16 protein-coding genes and 1 tRNA gene are annotated in these 18,959 nt (G+C 73.6%); 2 read left to right on the top strand and 15 right to left on the bottom strand.

The window, feature by feature from the left end:
• Positions 1–90: 90 nt before the first annotated feature.
• From QC282_RS17865 to pdhA, 6 genes are all read right to left on the bottom strand, one after another.
• Complete coding sequence (locus tag QC282_RS17865) at positions 91–1,188, bottom strand: potassium channel family protein (RefSeq protein ID WP_279550453.1); 1,098 nt, start codon at positions 1,186–1,188, stop codon at positions 91–93.
• The gene (locus QC282_RS17860; protein ID WP_279550452.1) at positions 1,185–2,558 is read right to left on the bottom strand and encodes a molybdopterin molybdotransferase MoeA; all 1,374 of its coding nucleotides are present in this window, start codon (positions 2,556–2,558) and stop codon (positions 1,185–1,187) included. Before QC282_RS17860 ends, QC282_RS17865 begins: the two co-directional genes overlap by 4 nt.
• On the bottom strand, positions 2,555–3,529 hold the full coding sequence (locus tag QC282_RS17855; protein ID WP_279550451.1) for an NTP transferase domain-containing protein: 975 nt from the start codon (positions 3,527–3,529) through the stop codon (positions 2,555–2,557). Before QC282_RS17855 ends, QC282_RS17860 begins: the two co-directional genes overlap by 4 nt.
• Positions 3,530–3,666: 137 nt before the next feature.
• Entirely contained in the window at positions 3,667–5,115 is a 1,449-nt protein-coding gene (locus QC282_RS17850; protein WP_279550450.1) for a dihydrolipoamide acetyltransferase family protein, read from the bottom strand.
• On the bottom strand, positions 5,115–6,119 hold the full coding sequence (locus tag QC282_RS17845; RefSeq protein WP_279550449.1) for an alpha-ketoacid dehydrogenase subunit beta: 1,005 nt from the start codon (positions 6,117–6,119) through the stop codon (positions 5,115–5,117). The genes QC282_RS17850 and QC282_RS17845 overlap by 1 nt, the downstream gene beginning before the upstream one ends.
• Complete coding sequence (pdhA, locus tag QC282_RS17840) at positions 6,116–7,258, bottom strand: pyruvate dehydrogenase (acetyl-transferring) E1 component subunit alpha (RefSeq protein ID WP_279550448.1); 1,143 nt, start codon at positions 7,256–7,258, stop codon at positions 6,116–6,118. Before pdhA ends, QC282_RS17845 begins: the two co-directional genes overlap by 4 nt.
• A gap of 174 nt (positions 7,259–7,432) precedes the next feature.
• On the opposite strand from pdhA, the gene QC282_RS17835 reads away from it, so the two are divergent.
• The gene (locus tag QC282_RS17835) at positions 7,433–7,933 is read left to right on the top strand and encodes an Lrp/AsnC family transcriptional regulator (RefSeq protein ID WP_279550447.1); all 501 of its coding nucleotides are present in this window, start codon (positions 7,433–7,435) and stop codon (positions 7,931–7,933) included.
• A 79-nt stretch (positions 7,934–8,012) separates the two neighbouring features.
• On the opposite strand, the gene QC282_RS17830 is transcribed toward QC282_RS17835, so the two are convergent.
• Both QC282_RS17830 and QC282_RS17825 read right to left on the bottom strand, forming a co-directional pair.
• Positions 8,013–8,606, bottom strand: coding sequence for a TetR/AcrR family transcriptional regulator (locus QC282_RS17830; RefSeq protein ID WP_279550446.1), 594 nt, complete (start codon positions 8,604–8,606; stop codon positions 8,013–8,015).
• Positions 8,603–10,120: a 3-hydroxyacyl-CoA dehydrogenase gene (locus tag QC282_RS17825; protein WP_279550445.1), complete on the bottom strand. Its 1,518-nt coding sequence runs from the start codon at positions 10,118–10,120 to the stop codon at positions 8,603–8,605. Before QC282_RS17825 ends, QC282_RS17830 begins: the two co-directional genes overlap by 4 nt.
• A gap of 162 nt (positions 10,121–10,282) precedes the next feature.
• Here QC282_RS17825 and paaN point away from each other — a divergent pair, with 162 nt between their 5' ends.
• Positions 10,283–11,974, top strand: coding sequence for a phenylacetic acid degradation protein PaaN (gene paaN, locus QC282_RS17820; RefSeq protein ID WP_279550444.1), 1,692 nt, complete (start codon positions 10,283–10,285; stop codon positions 11,972–11,974).
• Positions 11,975–12,060: 86 nt separating this feature from the next.
• Here paaN and QC282_RS17815 read toward each other — a convergent pair whose 3' ends face one another.
• From QC282_RS17815 to QC282_RS17785, 7 genes are all read right to left on the bottom strand, one after another.
• Positions 12,061–12,822, bottom strand: coding sequence for a TrmH family RNA methyltransferase (locus QC282_RS17815; RefSeq protein WP_279550443.1), 762 nt, complete (start codon positions 12,820–12,822; stop codon positions 12,061–12,063).
• On the bottom strand, positions 12,819–14,030 hold the full coding sequence (locus tag QC282_RS17810) for an HTTM domain-containing protein (protein ID WP_279550442.1): 1,212 nt from the start codon (positions 14,028–14,030) through the stop codon (positions 12,819–12,821). Before QC282_RS17810 ends, QC282_RS17815 begins: the two co-directional genes overlap by 4 nt.
• Positions 14,027–14,932 carry a DUF5819 family protein gene (locus tag QC282_RS17805; protein ID WP_279550441.1) on the bottom strand — a complete coding sequence of 302 codons (906 nt, stop codon included), beginning with the start codon at positions 14,930–14,932 and terminating at the stop codon, positions 14,027–14,029. The genes QC282_RS17810 and QC282_RS17805 overlap by 4 nt, the downstream gene beginning before the upstream one ends.
• 313 nt (positions 14,933–15,245) lie before the next feature.
• Positions 15,246–15,575: a rhodanese-like domain-containing protein gene (locus tag QC282_RS17800; protein WP_279550533.1), complete on the bottom strand. Its 330-nt coding sequence runs from the start codon at positions 15,573–15,575 to the stop codon at positions 15,246–15,248.
• A 38-nt stretch (positions 15,576–15,613) separates the two neighbouring features.
• Positions 15,614–16,414, bottom strand: coding sequence for a hypothetical protein (locus tag QC282_RS17795; protein WP_279550440.1), 801 nt, complete (start codon positions 16,412–16,414; stop codon positions 15,614–15,616).
• A gap of 407 nt (positions 16,415–16,821) precedes the next feature.
• Positions 16,822–18,306 carry a DUF2252 domain-containing protein gene (locus QC282_RS17790; RefSeq protein ID WP_279550439.1) on the bottom strand — a complete coding sequence of 495 codons (1,485 nt, stop codon included), beginning with the start codon at positions 18,304–18,306 and terminating at the stop codon, positions 16,822–16,824.
• A 438-nt stretch (positions 18,307–18,744) separates the two neighbouring features.
• Positions 18,745–18,828 (bottom strand) — tRNA-Leu (locus QC282_RS17785).
• Between the last annotated feature and the right edge of the window lie 131 nt (positions 18,829–18,959).

The following is an 18,959-nucleotide window of genomic DNA, read 5'->3' as shown; positions in this document are numbered from 1 at the left end:
CGCGCTCCGTTCGGCCGCACGCCCCGCCCGGCCGCGCTCCGCCGGGACCGACCGCGAACGGCCGGTCCCGCGGCGTCGGGCCGCCCGTGGTCAGTCCTGCGGAATCGGCCGGGAGTCGGGCGCGACCTGCGTGCCCGGCGTCGCGCGCACGATGGTGATGAGCCGGTCCGTCAACTGCACCGTGCCGACGGCCGGATCGTCGTATCCGAGCACCCGGTGCCCTCGTACGACGCTCAGTACCAGATCGTCGATCTGCCGCGGTGACTTGCCCACCTCGGCCTTTATCGCCGGCCGTTCGACGATGTCGAGCCCGCTGCCCTGCTGGATGATGTCCTCCATCACCATGCCGGCGGCGGGGCTGAGCACGGACAGGCCGAGCAGCCGGCCGGCGGCGCTGGCGCTGGTGATGACGGCGTCGGCGCCGGACTGCCTCAGCAGCGGCGCGTTCTCCTCCTCGCGCACGGCGGCCACGATCTTGGCGCCGCGGTTCATCTGCCGGGCCGTCAGCGTCACCAGCACGGCCGTGTCGTCGCGCTGGGTCGCGATGATGATCTGCCGCGCCCGGTGGACCTCCGCCCGGCGCAGCACCTCGCTGCGCGTCGCGTCGCCGATGACGCCCGCGTAGCCGTAGGCGCTCGCGGCGTCGATCGCCTTGGCGCTGGGGTCGACCACCACGACCTGTTCCTTCTTCAGGCCCGTCGCGCACACGGTTTGGATCGCCGACCGGCCCTTGGTGCCGAAGCCGATGACGACGGTGTGATCGCGCAAGGTGGACCTCCAGCGGTTCAGTCGCCATTCCTCCCGAGTGCGTTCGGTGAGGGCCTCCAGCGTGGTGCCGACCAGGATGATCAGGAACAGCACACGCAGCGGCGTGATGACGAAGATGTTGGTGAGCCGGGCGGCGTCGCTCACGGGCGTGATGTCACCGTATCCGGTGGTGGAGAGCGTGACGGTCGCGTAGTAGAAGGCGTCGAGGAGATCGACGGAGTTGTCGGCGTTGTCGCCGTAACCCTCGCGGTCCATGTAGACGATCGTCGCGGTCACCACGAGGACCACCAGGGCCATGGACAACCGCTTGAGGACCTGGCGGATCGGGTGTTCCACCATCTGCCGGGGCAGTTTCACCCGGTGGGTCACGAACTGTTCGTCCGCCTGACGGGCGATCGCATCATGGCCCGGAAGTTTCACGTGAAACACACTCCGATTCCACCGGTGGCCCAAGGGAGGTCGAGCACTTCCGTCTCCTGACCCGGCCGCGCACCACCCGGCGGTACGACGGCCAGGGCGTCGGCCGCCGCGATACCGCGCAGCATGGCCGGTCCGTTGTAGTGCAGCGGCACCGCGCGGTCACCGCGCAGCACGACGGGGACGAGCCGGGTGTCATGAGGGTGCCCGTGGACCGCGTCCCGGAGCGGCAGCGTGTACGGCTCCGGAACCGGCCGGGCCGCCAGGGTCCGCAGCAGCGGCTCGGCCAGGGTGAGCAGACCCGACACGGCCGCCAGCGGGTTGCCGGGCAGGCCGACGAGGTGCTGGTCGTCCTTGATGCGGGCCAGCAGCATCGGATGGCCGGGGCGCACCTCGACCCCGTCCACGAGGAGCTCGGCACCGATGCGGCGCAGGGTGGGGTGGACGTGGTCGACGGGTCCCGCGGCCGTGCCGCCGGTGGTGACGACGACGTCGGCGTCGGAGGCGGTGAGCGCCCGGTGCAGCGCCTCGGCGTCGTCCCCGAGCCGTCGGACGGCGGTGACGTCGGCGCCGAGCGCCCGCAGCCAGGGCGGCAGCATGGGGCCGAGGGCGTCACGGATCAGACCGTCGTGCGGCAGGCCCTCGGTCAGCAGCTCGTCGCCGAGCACGAGGACCTCGACGCGCGGGCGGGGAACGGCGGTCAGGGCGTCGGACCCGGCGGCGGCGGCCAGGCCGAGGACGGCCGGGGTGACGAGCGTTCCGGCGGACAGGAGCTGTTCGCCGATGCGGCACTCCTGGCCACGGGGGCGGATGTCCTGGCCGTGCACGACGTCGCGGGTGGCGTACAGGGTGCCCTTGGCGTCGGTGCGGCCGTGCTCGGAGCGCAGCACGGCGGTGGTGTCGGGCGGGACACGGGCGCCAGTCGCGATGCGCACGGCCTCGCCGTCGGTGAGCGGCCCGTGCTCCGCGTGCCCGGCGAGAACGCCCTCGTCCCGGACGTCCCAGGGGCCGGGCCCGGCGACGGCCCAGCCGTCCATCGCGGACGTGTCGAAGGACGGCAGGTCGGTGAGGGCGGCGAGGGGAGCGGCCAGGGTCAGGCCGAGAGCGGCGTCGAGCGGGACGGAGACGGGGGCACGGCGGGAGCCGGGCCGCGGGGCCCGTGCGGCGGTCGCGCGGGCCTGCGGCCAGGGGGTGGCCCGGTGCCGGGCGGCGGACGCGGGCCGCTCATCCGGCGCGGAAGGCACGGAAGGCGCGGAAGACTCGGCGGGTGTGCGGGCCGGCTCGTGGCCGCCTGCGTCCTTCACGAGGGCGAGCGCCTCCTCGACGTCCAGGTCGTCGGCCTCCTGGCCGTCCCGGGTGCCGTGCGCGGTCATCCGGCGTCCGGCCGGGCGTCGGGATCGGCCTGTCCGGCGTCGGACCCGGAGGCGGGCGCGCCGTCCTCGCCGTCCGTCCCGCCCCGGCTGTCCTCGGCGGCCCAGCGCGTCGCGAGCGCCGCCGCCTTGCGGGCCGCCTCGGCGACGGCTTCGGGACCCCCGCCCGACTGCGCGGCGGCGTAGCCGACGAGGAAGGTGGTCAGCGGCGCGGCGGGCCTGGCCACGCCGTGGGCGGCGTCACGGGCCAGGTCGAGCAGGGCGCCGGTGTCGACGTCCAGGTCGATGCCCAGCTCGTCCTTGACTGCGGAGATCCATTCGTCCAACACGTGCTCATGCTCCCTGATGCGTGACCTGGCGGTGGCAATGTCGTCCCAGGTGTCGCAGTCGAAGGACGCTACAGGGTCCGCGACACGGGTGAGCTGGAGGCCCCCGGTAAGGCGGCGCAGGGGCAGTCCGGCGAGGCCGCCGTGCCGGGCGGAGAGCGCGGCGAGGTCCCGGCGCAGGACAGCGGACCGGTACGCGGCGACGAGGGGCTGGTCGCGGCCGTCGGCGTCCGTGAGCAGCGCGCCGTCGGCGTCGCCCGCCCGCAGCGCGGCCAGCAGCCGTCGCACCGTCGCCGGGGCGAGGAAGGGCAGGTCGGCGGAGAGCACCAGGACGTGATCGGCACCGGTGTGCCGGAGCCCGGCGTCGAGGGCGGCGAGCGGGCCGCCGCCGGGCGGCTCCTCGCGGGCCCAGGCCACGGGCCGGGCAGTGGGCCGGGGGTCGGCGACGACGACCGTGGCGCGGGCGTCGGCGCAGGCGGTCAGCACACGGTCGAGCAGCGCCCGACCGCCCACCCGCAGGCCGGGCTTGTCGGCACCGCCGAGCCGCCGCGCGGCACCGCCAGCCAGCACGACGGCGTCGTACGCGGCGGGGTCCGTCCGTGGCGCGGGGCGGGTGCCGGGATCACCGGGGGACTCGTACGCGGTCACCCCCCGAGTATGGGCGCCGGAAGGATCAATGCCACCCCTGCGCACAGCATGCGGACACCCGGCCGCGCGGCCGGCGGTACGCGGGGCCTCCCGAAGCGGTCGCGGCGGGGACGGCACGCATCGCCCCCGCCCTCACCTCACAGCGTCCGCAGCAGCACCGCCGGCTGTTCCACGCAGTCCGCCACGTACCGCAGGAAGCCGCCCGCCGTGCCGCCGTCGCACACCCGGTGGTCGAAGGTGAGCGACAGCTGGACGACCTGCCGCACCGCCAGCTCGCCCTCGTGCACCCACGGCTTGGGGACGATGCGGCCGACGCCGAGCATGGCGGCCTCGGGGTGGTTGATGATCGGCGTGGAACCGTCGACGCCGAACACCCCGTAGTTGTTCAACGTGAAGGTGCCGCCGGTGAGGTCGCCCGGTGTCAGGGTCCCGGTCCGGGCCGCCTCGGTGAGCCTCGCGAACTCCGCCGTCAGCGACTCGGCGTCGCGCGCCTGCGCGTCCCGGACGACCGGCACGACGAGCCCGCGGTCGGTCTGCGCGGCGAAGCCGAGGTGCACGTGGTCGAACCGGACGATCTCCCTGGCCGCCATGTCCACCGTGGAGTTGAGCTCCGGGAAGCGGGCCAGGGCGGCGGTGCAGATCCGCGCCAGCAGCGCGACCAGGGAGATCTTCGGCCCGCCCGCGGCGTTCATCGCGGTCCGCGCCCGCATCAGCTCCGTGGCGTCGGCGTCCACCCAGCACGTCGCGTCCGGGATCTCGCGCCGGCTGCGGGCCAGCGTGTCGGCGACGGCGCCGCGGACGCCCTTGAGCGGTGTGCGGACGCCGCCGTGCGGGGCGGTGGCGGCCGGCGCGGAGGCCTGCGGGGACGGCTCGCGCGTGTGCGGTTCGGCCGACGGCTGGGCCGGGCGGTCCTGGGCGGCGGCGGCCCGCAGCGCGTACTCCACGTCCGCCCGGAGGATCAGCCCGTCCGGGCCGGAGCCGGTCAGCTCCCTGAGGTCCAGTCCGTTCTCCCGGGCCAGACGCCGGACCAGCGGCGAGATCACCGGGACGGGACCGTCGACCGTGTCCGAGGAGGCCCTGACCTGCCCGTTCGCCCGCGCGGACGCGACGGCGGCGGCGGACTGGGTGGGCCCGGCAGACGCGGAGGACGCGGCAGGGGCGGCAGGCGCCGGCTGCCCCGGCCGTACCCTGCGCCTGCGGGCCGGCGCCTCCGAGGTGCCGTACCCGACCAGGACGTTGCCCGAGCCGGACGTGCTCTCGGCCGCCGTGCCGGACGACTGCGGGGCCGGTGCCGTCGGCGCCGGGGTGCTCGAGTCCGCATCCCGGCGGTCGGAGGCCGGCGCCCCCACGGCGACCGTCAGCAGCGGCGCCCCGACCGGCAGCTCGGTGCCCTCCTCGCCGAAGCGGGCGGTGACCACGCCCCCGTACGGGCAGGGCACCTCGACCATCGCCTTGGCCGTCTCCACCTCGACCACCGGCTGGTCGACGGCGACCACGTCGCCCACCTCCACCAGCCAGCGCACGATCTCCGCCTCGGTCAGTCCCTCACCGAGGTCGGGGAGCTTGAACTCCAGCACCTGTGCCATCAGCTCTCGGCCTCCCACTGCAGACGCCCCACGGCGTCGAGGATCCGGTCCACGCCGGGCAGGTGGTGGCGCTCCAGCATCGGCGGCGGATACGGGATGTCGAACCCGGCCACACGCAGCACCGGCGCCTCCAGGTGATGGAAGCAGCGCTCCGTGACCCGGGCCGCGATCTCCCCGCCCGGGCCCCCGAAGGAACCCGACTCGTGGACGACGACCGCGCGTCCCGTCCGCCGCACCGAGGCGCACACCGTCTCGTCGTCGAACGGCACCAGTGAGCGCAGATCGACGACTTCGAGGTCCCAGCCCTCGGCCCGGGCCGCCTCGGCCGCCTGGAGACAGACGGGCACGGACGGCCCGTACGTGATGAGCGTGGCGCTCCGCCCCGAGCGCCGCACCACCGCACGGCCAATCGGTTCAACGGGCGTCGGCTCCTCCGGGTTCCAGGAGTCCTTCGACCAGTACAGCCGCTTCGGCTCCAGGAAGACCACCGGGTCGTCGGAGGCGATCGACGCGCGCAGCAGGCCGTAGGCGTCGGCGACGGTCGCGGGTGTGACGACATGGAGCCCCGGAGTCGCCATGTAGTACGCCTCGGACGAGTCGCTGTGGTGCTCGACGCCGCCGATGCCGCCGCCGTAGGGCACGCGGATGGTCAGCGGGAGCGGCATCGCGCCGCGCGTGCGGTTGCGCATCCGGGAGACGTGGCTGATCAGCTGCTCGAACGCCGGGTAGGCGAACGCGTCGAACTGCATCTCCACGACCGGCCGCAGGCCGTACATCGCCATGCCGACCGCCGTGCCGAGGATGCCGGCCTCGGCGAGCGGGGTGTCCCTGCAGCGGTCCTCGCCGAACTCCTTGGCGAGCCCGTCGGTCACCCGGAAGACGCCGCCGAGGGTACCGACGTCCTCACCCATGACGTGCACGGCGGGGTCGGCGGCCATCGCGTCGCGCATCGCGCGCGTGAGTGCCTGCGCCATGGTGGCCGGCTTGACGGCGACGGTCGTCATCGGCGCTCCCCTTCCGACTCGGCCTCGGCCTCCAGCTCGGCGCGCAACATGGCCCGCTGCTCGCGCAGTTGGGGAGTGTCCTCGGCATAGACGTGGGCGAACAGGTCCATCGGGTCGAGCGCGGGGTCCTGGTTCATCCGCTCGCGCAGACCGGCCGCCATCTCCTCGGCGGCGTCCCGCGCGGCCTGCCTGCCGGCCTCGTCGAGCAGGCCGCGGTCGGTCAGCTCCCGCTCCAGCAGCCGGATCGGGTCGTGCTCGCGCCAGGTCTCCACCTCGGCGTCGCCGCGGTAGCGGGTCGCGTCGTCGGCGTTGGTGTGGGCCTCCACGCGGTACGTCACCGCCTCCACGAGCGTGGGACCGCCGCCCGCACGCGCGCGCCGCACGGCGTCACCGAGGACCTCGTGCACGGCCGCGGCGTCGTTGCCGTCGACGAGCCGGCCGGGCATGCCGTAGCCGACGGCCTTGTGCGCCAGCGACGGGGCCGCGGTCTGCTTGGCGAGCGGCACGGAGATCGCGAAGCCGTTGTTCTGGACGAGGAAGACGACCGGTGCCTGCCAGACGGCCGCGAAGTTCAGCGCCTCGTGGAAGTCGCCCTCACTGGTGCCGCCGTCACCGACCATGGCCAGGGCCACCACGTCGTCGCCCTTGAGGCGGGCGGCGTGGGCGAGCCCGACCGCGTGCGGCAGCTGGGTGGCGAGCGGCGTGCACAGCGGGGCGACCCGGTGCTCGTAGGGGTCGTAGCCGGTGTGCCAGTCGCCGCGCAGCAGGGTGAGGGCCTCGACGGGGTCCACGCCGCGTGCCACCACCGCGAGGGTGTCGCGGTAGCTCGGGAAGAGCCAGTCGCGCTCCTCCAGCACGAGCGCGGCGGCGACCTCGCAGGCCTCCTGGCCGGTGCTGGACGGGTAGACGGCGAGGCGGCCCTGCTTGGTGAGGGCGGTCGCCTGCGTGTTGTAGCGGCGGCCGCGCACCAGCTCCGCGTACAGCCTGCGCAGCAGGTCCGGGTCGGCCTGCGCGGCCGCCTCGGTGCCGAGGACGCGGTGGGGCTCGGCGTCGGGCAGCAACGGCGCGGGATCCGTGCGGGGCTGCCAGGCGGGCGGCGGGGACGGCCGGTAGGCACCCCGCTGCTCCATGACCGTCATGACGGCACCTCCTGGTGGGAGCGGCTTCGGAGGCGCGGCGTCTGTGACGCGCCCCACCTACCGATTGTTCGGTCGCCGGCACATTTTGGCTACAGGCGCCGTCACGCTGTGGACAATCGGTTCTCCACAACCTCAAATGAACGCATTACGTCCATGGTAGGGAGGCCGGGGGAGATGGCATCTGAACAAATGGCCGCGGGGGCGGACCCCGGCGGGCCGCTCCCGCCCCCGCGCCCTCTGGATTCCATAGACCAGGACATCCTGCGGATGCTCCAGGCGGACGGCCGCGCGTCGATACGGTCGGTCGCCGAACGGGTGCACGTCTCGCGGGCGAACGCCTACGCGCGCATCAACCGGCTCATCGAGGACGGCGTGATCCGCGGCTTCGGCGCGCGCGTGGACCACGAACGGGCGGGCCACGGCACGTCGGCGTACATCACGCTGAAGATCGTCCAGAACTCCTGGCGCACGGTGCGCGAACAGCTCAGGCAGCTGCCCGGGGCCTCCCACATCGCGCTGGTGGGCGGGGACTTCGACGTGCTGCTCATGGTGCACGTCGCCGACAACAGGTCGCTGCGCGAGCTGGTGCTGACCCGGCTCCAGGCGATCCCGGAGGTGCTCAGCACGCGCACGCTGCTGGTCTTCGAGGAGGAGGACCTGGAACCCCAGGACTGACCCCGGCCCCGGACCGGAGCACTCGCCCCGGGGCCGAGGGTGCGCCGAGCCGCAGGGCCGCCCCCTCCCTGCACGTGCTTCAGGCGTCGGCCCTGCGCAGCCCGTCGAACACCAACCGCACCACCGCGTCGGCGACTTCGCGCTCCCCCATGCCGCGCACCTCCGGCCGGTACCACTCGACGATCGAGTTGATCATGCCGAAGACGAGCCGGGTCGCGAGCCGCACCTCCACGTCGCCGCGCACCTCGCCGTCGGCCGCCGCGGCCTTCAGCAGCTCGGCGACCCGGTGGTCGAACTCCCGGCGCCGGTCCAGCGCCCACCGCTCGGTCCCGGTGTTGCCGCGCACCCGCAGCAGCAGCGTCACGTACGGCAGTTCGCGCAGCAGCACCTCGACCATGCGCCGTACGACGTACTCCAGCCGGTCGGCGGCGTGCCCCTCGCGCGCGTGCTCCTCGTCCAGGATGCCGAAGAGGCCGTCCAGGGCGCGGCTGACGGCCCGGCGAAGCAGCTCCTCCTTGCCCGAGACGTGGTGGTAGATCGAGGACTTGGAGATGCCGGCCGCCCTGGACAGATGCTCCATCGACGTGCCGTCGTAGCCGCGCTCGTTGAACACCCGCACGGCGACGGACAGCAGGGTCTCCGGCGTGTACGTGTCGCGCCTGGCGGTGGTCATGAGGTGCTGCCCTCCCGCTTGTCGGAGGCGTACGCGTGGCGGTACAGCGCGAGGGACGGCGCGTAGCGGCCGCTGGGGTCGCGCAGATGCAGGTCGTCCAGCAGGGCGTATGCCCAGTTGCGGCCGAGCCTGCGGCTCCACTCGAACGGTCCGAGAGGGTAGTTGACCCCGAGCCGCATCGCGGTGTCGATGTCCTCCTCGGTGGCCACGCCCTTGGCCACGGCGTCGTGCGCCAGGTCGATGATCCGCGCGACCGTACGGGCGACGATCATGCCGGGGACGTCGCCGATGACGCTGACCTTCTTGCCGATGGCCTGGAACAGGCCGGTGGCCTCGGCGAGCGTGCGCGGCGAGGTGTCCTGGGAGGCGGCCAGGGCGACGCGGGTGGCACGGCGGTAGTCGAGGGCGAGGTCGAAGTAGACGACGTCGCGGAACTCCACGGAGGTCTGCCCGTCGGCGAGGACGAGCTGGCCGCCGCTCGGCAGCACGAACCGGGTGCCGTGGTCCTCGTCCTCCTCGCGGACCGGGATGCCCGCCTCGCGGATCAGCGTGAGCAGGTCGGACGCCGGGCCGAGGTCGCCCTCGGCGACGACGTACGCGGGCGGCCGGGCCGGCTCCGCGGTGTGCGGTTCGGGGCGCTCGGCGCCGTCCCGGTGGTCGTACCAGCCCCGGCCGCTCTTGCGGCCGAGCCTGCCGGACTCCACGAGCCGCCGCTGGGCGAGCGAGGGCGTGAAGCGCACGTCCTGGAAGAACGACTCCCACACCGAGCGCGTGACGGACTCGTTGACGTCCTGCCCGATGAGGTCGGTGAGCTCGAAGGCACCCATCCGGAAGCCGCCGGACTCGCGCAGCACCGCGTCGATGGTGGCGGGGTCGGCGGCCTGTGCCTCGTAGACCGCGAACGCCTCGGCGTAGAAGGGCCGGGCTATGCGGTTGACGATGAAGCCGGGGGTGTCCGCGCAGGCGACCGGGGCCTTGCCCCAGGCGCGGGCGGTCTCGTACGCGCGCGTGGCCGACGTGACGTCGGTGGCGAACCCGGAGACCACCTCGACCAGCGGCAGCAGCGGCGCCGGGTTGAAGAAGTGCAGGCCGACGAAGCGGCCGGGGTTCGTGAGGGCGCCGCCGATGGCCGTGACGGACAGCGAGGACGTGTTGGTGGCGAGCAGGCAGTCGTCGGCGACGATGCCCTCCAGCTCGGTGAAGAGTTCCCGCTTCACGTCGAGACGTTCGAGCACCGCCTCCACGACCAGGGCGCAGTCCGCGAGGTCGGTGAGGCTCTCGGCGGGCAGCAGCCGGGCGCGCGCGGCGTCCCGGTCGGCGCTGCCGAGCCGGCCCTTCTCGACGAGCCGGTCGAGGCGGGCGCCGATCGCGTCGGCCGCGGCCCGGGCGCGGCCGGGGGCGGCGTCGTAGAGCCGGACGGGGTGGCCCGCGACCAGCGCGACCTGGGCGATGCCCTGACCCATGGTGCCGGTGCCGACGACGGCCACGGGGCTGCTGAGGTCGAGTGCTGTCATGGGCGCGATCCTCCCGCACGGGGTTTTCCACAGATGCGGCAGGCCCCCTTGTCCCGACCGATCGTTCGGTTACTCTAACTCTGACCGCCCGTTCCCGCCCACCGTTTCTGTTCAGGTCCAAGAGCTCGACGAAGAGTTCCTGAGACGAGGAGTTGGTCCCGCATGGCCGCCGAACTGACCGCGCACGACCTGATCGCCAGGCACCGGCCCACCCTCGACCAGGCGCTGGAAGCCATCCGCACGCGCGCGTACTGGTCCCCGCACCCCGAGCACCCCAAGGCCTACGGGGAGGGCGGCAGCCTGGACATGGCCGCGGGCAAAGCCGCCTTCGACGCCCTGCTCGGCACCCGCATCGACCTCGGCCAGCCCGGCACGGACGACTGGGTGGGCGGCGAGGTCTCCCCGTACGGCATCGAGCTGGGCGTGACGTACCCGCACGCGGACGTCGACGTGCTGCTGCCCGCCATGAAGGCCGGGATGCGGGCCTGGCGGGACGCCGGCGCCGAGCTGCGCGCGGTGGTCTGCCTGGAGATCCTCAAGCGGATCAGCGACCGGACGCACGAGTTCGCCCACGCGGTCATGCACACCTCCGGCCAGGCCTTCATGATGGCGTTCCAGGCGGGCGGCCCCCATGCGCAGGACCGCGGCATGGAGGCGGTGGCGTACGCGTACGTGGAGCAGGTCCGCACGCCCGACACCGCGGAGTGGACCAAGCCGCAGGGCAAGCGCGACCCGCTCGCGCTGACCAAGCGGTTCACGCCGGTCCCGCGCGGCATCGGCCTGGTGATCGGCTGCAACACCTTCCCCACGTGGAACGGCTACCCGGGCCTGTTCGCCTCCCTGGCCACCGGCAACGCGGTCCTGGTCAAGCCCCACCCGCGCGCGGTGCTGCCGCTCGCGCTCACCGTGCGGGTCGCGCGCGAGGTGCTGGCGGAGGCCGGCTTCGACCCGAACCTGGTCGCGCTGGCCGCCGAGCGGCCCGGCGAGGGCATCGCCAAGACCCTCGCGACCCGCCCGGAGATCCGGATCATCGACTACACGGGCTCGACGTCCTTCGGCGACTGGCTGGAGACCAACGCCCGCCAGGCCCAGGTCTACACGGAGAAGGCCGGCGTCAACACGGTGATCGTGGAGTCGGCCGGCGACTACAAGGGCATGCTCGCCAACCTGGCGTTCTCCCTGTCGCTCTACAGCGGCCAGATGTGCACCACCCCGCAGAACCTGCTCGTCCCGCGCGACGGCATCACCACGGACGAGGGCCCCAAGTCCTACGACGAGGTGGTCGCCGACCTCGCGAAGGCCGTGGACGGCCTGCTGGGCGACGACGCCCGGGCGAACGCCCTGCTCGGCGCGATCGTCAACCCGGACGTCAAGGCCCGCCTGGAGGCCTCCGCCGGGCTCGGCGAGGTCGCCCTCGCCTCCCGCGAGATCGCCCACCCGGAGTTCCCGGGCGCGGTGGTCCGCACGCCGGTGATCGTGAAGCTGGACGGCGCGAAGCCGGACGCCGAGGCCGCCTACATGAGCGAGTGCTTCGGGCCGGTCGCGTTCGCCGTCGCGGTCGACTCGGCGGCCGACGCGGTGGAGCTGCTGCGGCGCACGATCCGCGAGAAGGGCGCCATGACGGTCGGCGCGTACACCACCGACGCCGAGGTCGAGCAGGCCGTGCAGGAGGTCTGCCTGGAGGAGGCCGCCCAGCTGTCCCTCAACCTCACCGGCGGGGTGTACGTCAACCAGACGGCCGCCTTCTCCGACTTCCACGGCTCGGGCGGCAACCCGGCGGCCAACTCCGCCCTGTGCGACGGGGCGTTCGTCGCCAACCGCTTCCGTGTGGTCGAGGTCCGCAGGGAGGCGTGAGGTGAGGGGGCGCGGGGCGTGATGCCCCGGGCCGGGTCCGCGAAGCGGCGTCGTCGCCCGGAGGGCTGCCGCTTCGCGGACCCGGCCTAGACCGGCGCGCCGCCGGTCGCGCTCCAGTGGTACAGCGTCATGGCCACACTGGTCGCGAGGTTGTAGCTGGAGACCTGGGGGCGCATCGGCAGCGCCACCAAGTGGTCGGCGCGGGCGCGCAGTTCGGCCGACAGCCCGCTGCGCTCCGAGCCGAACGCCAGCAGCGCGTCGTCCGGCAGCCGCACACCGCGGATGTCCGCGCCCTCGGGGTCGAGGGCGAAGACCGGCCCCGGCGGCAGTTCCGCGACCGTCAGCCGCTCCACGGCCGTCGCGAAGTGCAGCCCCGCCCCGCCGCGCACCACCGCGGGGTGCCAGGGGTCGAGGGTGCCGGTGGTGACCACGCCGGTCGCGCCGAAACCGGCGGCCAGGCGGATCACCGCCCCCGCGTTGCCCAGGTTGCGCGGGTTGTCGAGGACCACCACGGGCGCCGTCCGGGGCGTGTGCGCCAGTTTCCGCAGACCGGCCTCGCGGGACGGCCGTACGGCCAGGGCGGCCACGGCGGTCGGATGCGGGCGGGCGACCAGCCCGCGGTACGTCGCCTCCGGCACCTCGGCGAGCAGCCCGTCCAGCGCCGCCAGGACGTCCGGCGCCAGCTCCTCGGCGAGCGCGAGCGCGGCGGACCGGTCGGCGGTGACCGCCACGGGCACCTCCGCGCCGAACCGCACGGCGTGCTTGAGGGCGTGGAAGCCGTCCAGCAGCACGGCGGTGTCGGCGAGCCGGTGCCAGACGCGCAGCGGATCGGGGCCGGGATCGGTCATGCCGGGAAGCCTACGTGCGGCTGCTCGGCCTTCTCCTCGGCACGCTGCGCCGGCCCGGCCGGGCGCTCCCCGCGGCCCGTCGCCCGGTCACGCACGCGTGCCGCCCAGCCGCCCAGGCGGCGCAGGAACGGCGTCGGCAGGAACACCGCGTCGGCCGCGATCATCGCCAGCGAGAAGAACGGCAGACCGAGCACCACGGCGATCACGGCGTGCTCGGTCATCATCGCCACCAGCAGGACGTTCTTCACCCGCCGGTTGAACAGCGTGAACGGGAACGCGACCTGCACGATCACCGTCCCGTAGGTCACCAGCAGCAGCATCGTGGCACTGGCGGTCAGCAGGTCGGCGAGCGCGGGCCAGGGCGAGAAGTACTCCAGGTGCAGCGGGTAGTAGACGGCGGTGCCGTCCTGCCAGCGCGAACCCTGGATCTTGTACCAGCCGGCCGTGGCGTAGATCAGACAGGCCTCGGCCATGATCACGAACAGCGCGCCGTTGTGCACGATGTTGCCGACGGCGTCCAGCATCACGCGCGACCGGCCGGTCCGGGACCGCTGCCCGACCAGCCACCACACGGCCTGCGCGAGCCACACGCCCCACAGCACGACCGGTACGAGCGGGTCGCCGTCCAGCTTGCCCGCCAGGGTCACCGCGACCAGCGCGAACCCGAGCACGCACCACAGCGACGGCCCTGTCCGGTCCACGACCCGCTCGCCACGCGCGCGTGCGGCCCGCGCCCGGCGCTGCCGGCGCTCGTCCAGCGACCACACCTGGGCGCAGCGCGTGAACACCAGGTAGATCGACATCAGGTGCAGGACGTTGTCGCCGCCGTCGCCCATGAAGATGCTGCGGTTCTGCAGCGAGAGCACTCCGACCATGAACAGCACCGACATCGTGCGGGTCCGCCAGCCGAGCAGCAGCAGCACACTGGTCAGCACGCCGAACGCGTAGACCGCCTCGAACCACAGCCGGCCGTCGGACCACATCAGCGCCGTGAACGCGCCGTTGGCCGCGATCAGTTGCTGGCCCAGCTCCCAGGACCAGGGGCCGTCGGGTCCGTACAGCTCGTGCCGGTGCGGCAGCTCGCGCAGCAGGAACAGCAGCCAGGTCAGACTGAAGCCGATCCGGACGATCGCCGTCTGGTACGGGCCGAGGGCGGCGCCCGTGACGCGGGCGATGCCTTGGGAGAAGTACAGGGCGAGACGGTTCACCGCGCGCTCCCCTCGGCCGCGGCGGCGGCATCGACGTCGGAGCGGCCGTCGGCGCTGCCGTCGGCCTCGACGTCGGTGTCGGCCTCGGAGACCGGCCACCAGGGCAGCACCCGGTAGGCCGGCTTGTCCGAGACGCGTTCCCGTGTCCACTCGGGGGGCGGCACGTTGGTGGTCCGGGACCGGACCTGCACCCGCTCGACGGCACCGCCCGGACCGGCCACGTCCGCGCGGTCCAGCCGCAGCACCACGATGCGCCGCAGATACGACTCGGACAGCGCGCCGCGCAGGCCCACAGGGCGGTTGTCGGCTCCGTGCGTGGCGGTGAAGAAGTCCCAGGCCCGGCGCAGTTCGTTCTGCTGGGTGTGGCTCGGCAGAAGGTTGCCGTCGATGGCGCGGCCGTCCTGCGCGGACAGGTCGTACCAGCCGGTGGTGCGCGTCGCGCCGTCGCCCGTGCGCACCTCGGCGCGGACCTGGACGGCGATGTTCTGCTGCAGCGGGTTCGGCGCGAACAGCTTCCAGTTCTGCTCGAACTCCGGGTAGATCCAGTCGTCGATGGCCTGCCCGTGCTGCTTGGTGACGGCGTTCGCCGGGGCGACGTGCAGGAAGGACATGCCGAGGTGGACGCAGACGGCCGCCGCGACGACCGCGAGCGCCAGCGCCACGCCTATCTGGTGGCGCGGCGAGAGCGTCGTGATGTCGGTGGGGGGCGGCTCGGCCGGCGGCGGGTCGGCGCTCACGGCGGCGCCGGGCCCGGTGCCCCCGTGACCGACCGCCTCGCCCGCCTCGCCCGGCGAGTCCGGCAAGTCCCGAGAGGCCGGAGAGGCTGACGAGGCCGAAGAGTCCGGCGAGGCCGACGAGTCCGGCCCGTGCCGGTCGTCCGAGCCTCCGTCGTACGCGTCCATTCCGCCCCGTTCCCCGATGTGTCCGGTCCGTCGGTCAGTCGTTCCCCCCGGCCGTGGCGCCGGCCCGCGGGCCGGTTCGCATCGCCGGTGTCCGCCGCTGCACGGCGCTCGCACGGAACGGTACTCAGGCGCACCCGCCCGGCACACCCCCGGCCACCGGTCGCGGCCGGGGGTGGCCACACCGGATCGGGACATCCCTCGGGTTAAGGACAACCCGCGGAGAACGAAAGGCGAAGAAAGACGAGAAAGGTAAAGGAAGGTGAAGGAGGGCAGAGCAAGGCGACGCCGGAAAGCGGGAGTACGGGCGGCGTCCCTACAGGACGTGCCCCGGCTTTCCCTCGTCCGTCACGACGGGACGACCCGCCGCCTCCCACAACTGCATGCCGCCATCCACGTTCACTGCGTCGATGCCCTGCTGCGCCAGATACATCGTGACCTGCGCCGAACGCCCGCCGGAACGGCAGATCACATGCACCCTGCCGTCCTGCGGCGCGGCCTCGGTCAGCTCGCCGTACCGGGCCACGAACTCACTGATCGGGATGTGCAGCGCCCCTTCGGCGTGACCGGCCTTCCACTCGTCGTCCTCTCGGACGTCCAGCAGGAAGTCGCCGTCCTTGAGGTCCGCGACCTGAACCGTGGGCACACCAGCTCCGAATTGCATACCCCGACGCTACCGGACCCCTAGGGCGTGTCCAGCAGGGTCGCGAGCTTCGCCTCGCGCTCGGCGACCTGGGCGGTCAGCTGGCCGGCGATCTCGTCCAGGAGCGCGTCCGGGTCGTCCGGGGCGAGCCGGAGCATCGCGCCGATCGCGCTCTCCTCCAGCTCCTTCGCGATCACCGCAAGCAGGTCCTTGCGCTCGGCGAGCCACTCCAGGCGGGCGTAGAGCTCCTCGGCCCGGCTCGGGCGGCGCTCGACCTTGGGACCCGCGGCCCACTCGTCGGCCAGCTCCCGCAGCTCCGTCTCGTCGCCGCGGGCGTAGGCGGCGTTGACCCGGGTGATGAACTCCTCGCGCCGCGCGCGTTCCTTCTCCTCCTGCGCCAGGTCCGGGTGGGCCTTGCGGACGAGGTCGCGGAACAGCTTGCGGGCGCCCTCACTGGGCCGTACCCGCTGCGGTGGCCGCACCGGCTGGTCCGTGAGCATCGCCGCGGCCTCCGGGAACAGCCCGTCCCCGTCCATCCAGCCGTGCAGCAACTCCTCGACGCCCGGGATCGGCATCAGGCGGGCCCGCGCCTCGTCGGCACGGCGGCGGTCCTCGGGGTCGCCGCTGCGGGCGGCCCGCGCCTCCAGGATCCGCGCGTCCAGCTCCTCGAGCCGCGCGTACATCGGGCCGAGCTTCTGCTCGTGCAGCCGCGAGAAGTTCTCGACCTCCACGCGGAAGGTCTCCACGGCGATCTCGTACTCGATCAGCGCCTGCTCGGCGGCCCGCACGGCCTGCTCCAGCCGGTCCTCGGGCCTCGGCTGCTCAGCTTCCGGGGTCGTCACGCGCCCCAGCGTAGGCCACGGGTCCGACGGCCTCGCTCCGCCCCGATGGTCCGGCCCCACCGGCCTCGCTCCACCCCACCCCCGACAGTCCGGGCTCACCGACCTCGAAACAACCGGCGGCCCCGGCCTCGCTCCACCCCCTGAAGTCCGGACTCACCGGCCTCGGAATGACCGGCGGCCCTCCAGGGCGCCGACAGCCCTCGCCGTCCGGGCGACCTGCCTCACCCCGACGCTCCCCGCCTGCTGTCCGGGTCGGCACTCCTCACCCGCCGCTACCACCCACCACCCAGGTCGGCACACCTCACCCGCGCTCCCGCACACCCCTAGGAGGCCCACCTCACCCGCGCTCCCACGCACCCCCGTGGGCACACCCCACCGGCGCTCCCGCCGCCGGACGACCGGGCCCCTCACATCCCCAGTTCCGCCGCGATCCTGCCCGCCCGTATCGCCGTGACCAGGTCGGCGTGGTCGGCCTCCGTGCGGTCGGCGTAGGCGACGGCGAACGCGGCCATCGCCTCGTCCAGCTCCTCGTTCTTGCCGCAGTAGCCGGCGACGAGGCGCGGGTCGGCGCTGTGCGAGTGGGCGCGGGCCAGCAGGGCGCCGGTCATGCGCGCGTAGTCGTCCACCTGGTCGGCGGCGAGCGCGGCGGGGTCCACGCTGCCCTTGCGGTTGCGGAACAGCCGCACCTGGAACGGCCGTCCCTCGACCGACGTCCAGCCGAGCAGGATGTCGCTGACGACCTGCATCCGCTTCTGCCCCAGGACCACGCGCTGCCCCTCGTGCGTCACCTGCGGGACCTCGAACCCGGCGGTCGCCAGGTGCGGCAGCAGCACCGACGGCCGGGCCTCCTTGACCTGGAGGATCAGCGGCTCGCCCCGGTGGTCGAGCAGCAGCACGACGTACGACCGGGTGCCGACGCTGCCCGTGCCGACGACGCGGAACGCCACGTCGTGCACGGCGTGCCGGGCCAGCAGCGGCAGACGGTCCTCGGGCAGCGTGGCCAGGTACGGCTCCAGGGACGCCGCGACCGCCGCCGCCTCCGCGTCCGGCACCCGCCGCAGCACCGGCGGGGCGTCCACGAAACGGCGACCGCCGTCCTCGGTGGGCTCGGTCGACCTGGCCGCGAAGCGCCCGCTGGTGTTGGCGCGCGCCTTCTCGGAGACCCGCTCCAGCGTGCCGAGCAGGTCGTGCGCGTCCGTGTGGGAGACCAGTTCCTCGTCCGCGATGGCGTTCCACGCGTCCAGCACCGGCAGTCCGGCCAGCAGCCGCATGGTGCGCCGGTAGGCGCCGACCGCGTCGTGGGCCGCCCGACGGCAGGTGTCCTCGTCCGCGCCGGCCTCGCGGCCCGCGAGCACCAGGGACGTCGCGAGCCGCTTGAGGTCCCACTCCCAGGGGCCCTGGACCGTCTCGTCGAAGTCGTTCAGGTCGATGACCAGGCCGCCGCGCGCGTCGCCGTACAGCCCGAAGTTCGCCGCGTGGGCGTCGCCGCAGATCTGGGCGCGGATCCGCGTCACCGGCGTACGCGCCAGGTCGTACGCCATGAGACCCGCGGAGCCGCGCAGGAAGGCGAACGGCGTCGCCGCCATGCGGCCCACCCGGATCGGGGCGAGCCCGGGGATGCGGCCCCGATTGGACTCCTCCACCGCGCCGACGGCGCCGGGCCGGGCGGCGTCGAGGTCGAGCACGGCATGCGCGCCGCGCGGGACGCTGCCGCGCAGTGCCTTGCCGGCGTCCTTGGCAGATCCCTCCTGGGGCCACCGCGCGAAGCCGCGCACCGGGGGCAGCCGCCGCGCACCGCCACCGGGAGCCGCCGGCGCCGGAACCACGACCGCCCCGCCCGTCCCCGCATCGACCTCGGTCACCGCGACCGCCTCCCCCGCACGCACGAACATCAACTCGTGCCGACGGTACAGCCGACGACGCAAAGGCGTCAGACCCTGTGGAAAACCTCGTTCGCCCCACCTCGGCCCCTCCCGACGAGGCAGGAGAACAAGAGGAGAAACAAGAGGAGAACGAGGAGAACGAGGAGAACAAGGCATGAGACCCGGGGACCCGGCAGGAACCGTTCCCCATGAGCCGTCACCCACGACCGAGCCGCACCCACACCCGCGCCCGACCCAGGCCCCGCGCCCGACCCGCGACACTCCCGGGCGCACGAAAACGGAGGCACCCATCCCCAGAGACGTACAAGATCAAAATCGGCCTGCCGACCGGGTGGGTGACCAGCGACTGACCAGGGACCGGCCAGTGACTTTGGTCACCACGCCCCACCCACCCCCGGACACACGAAAACGGGCGGCATCTTGACGATGCCGCCCGTTCTCACGGTGTGCGCGAGGGGGGAGTTGAACCCCCACGCCCTTGCGGGCACTGGAACCTGAATCCAGCGCGTCTGCCTATTCCGCCACCCGCGCATTGGGTGTGTCTTCCGGCCCCGCCCTTTCGGGCCTGGCGCCTTCCGACACCCAGAACATTAGCACGCTGTCCGGGGTGGATTCACATCCCTTTCTCTCCCGCGAGGGGAGCCGGCGCGCGACCGCCCGAC

Source organism: Streptomyces sp. DH24, from assembly GCF_029813775.1.
Classification (GTDB): Bacteria; Actinomycetota; Actinomycetes; order Streptomycetales; family Streptomycetaceae; genus Streptomyces.
This window is presented reverse-complemented; position numbering and strand designations above follow the sequence as displayed.

Excerpts from the sequence above, each read along its gene's own strand:
- QC282_RS17830 (WP_279550446.1), bottom strand. The coding sequence starts at position 8,606 with ATGACCACCGCCAGGCGCGACACGTACACGCCGGAGACCCTGCTGTCC.
- QC282_RS17850 (WP_279550450.1), bottom strand. The coding sequence starts at position 5,115 with ATGGCACAGGTGCTGGAGTTCAAGCTCCCCGACCTCGGTGAGGGACTG.
- paaN (WP_279550444.1), top strand. The coding sequence starts at position 10,283 with ATGGCCGCCGAACTGACCGCGCACGACCTGATCGCCAGGCACCGGCCC.
- QC282_RS17835 (WP_279550447.1), top strand. The coding sequence starts at position 7,433 with ATGGCATCTGAACAAATGGCCGCGGGGGCGGACCCCGGCGGGCCGCTC.
- QC282_RS17825 (WP_279550445.1), bottom strand. The coding sequence starts at position 10,120 with ATGACAGCACTCGACCTCAGCAGCCCCGTGGCCGTCGTCGGCACCGGC.
- QC282_RS17805 (WP_279550441.1), bottom strand. The coding sequence starts at position 14,932 with ATGGACGCGTACGACGGAGGCTCGGACGACCGGCACGGGCCGGACTCG.
- QC282_RS17790 (WP_279550439.1), bottom strand. The coding sequence starts at position 18,306 with ATGTTCGTGCGTGCGGGGGAGGCGGTCGCGGTGACCGAGGTCGATGCG.
- QC282_RS17845 (WP_279550449.1), bottom strand. The coding sequence starts at position 6,119 with ATGACGACCGTCGCCGTCAAGCCGGCCACCATGGCGCAGGCACTCACG.
- pdhA (WP_279550448.1), bottom strand. The coding sequence starts at position 7,258 with ATGACGGTCATGGAGCAGCGGGGTGCCTACCGGCCGTCCCCGCCGCCC.
- QC282_RS17815 (WP_279550443.1), bottom strand. The coding sequence starts at position 12,822 with ATGACCGATCCCGGCCCCGATCCGCTGCGCGTCTGGCACCGGCTCGCC.
- QC282_RS17860 (WP_279550452.1), bottom strand. The coding sequence starts at position 2,558 with ATGACCGCGCACGGCACCCGGGACGGCCAGGAGGCCGACGACCTGGAC.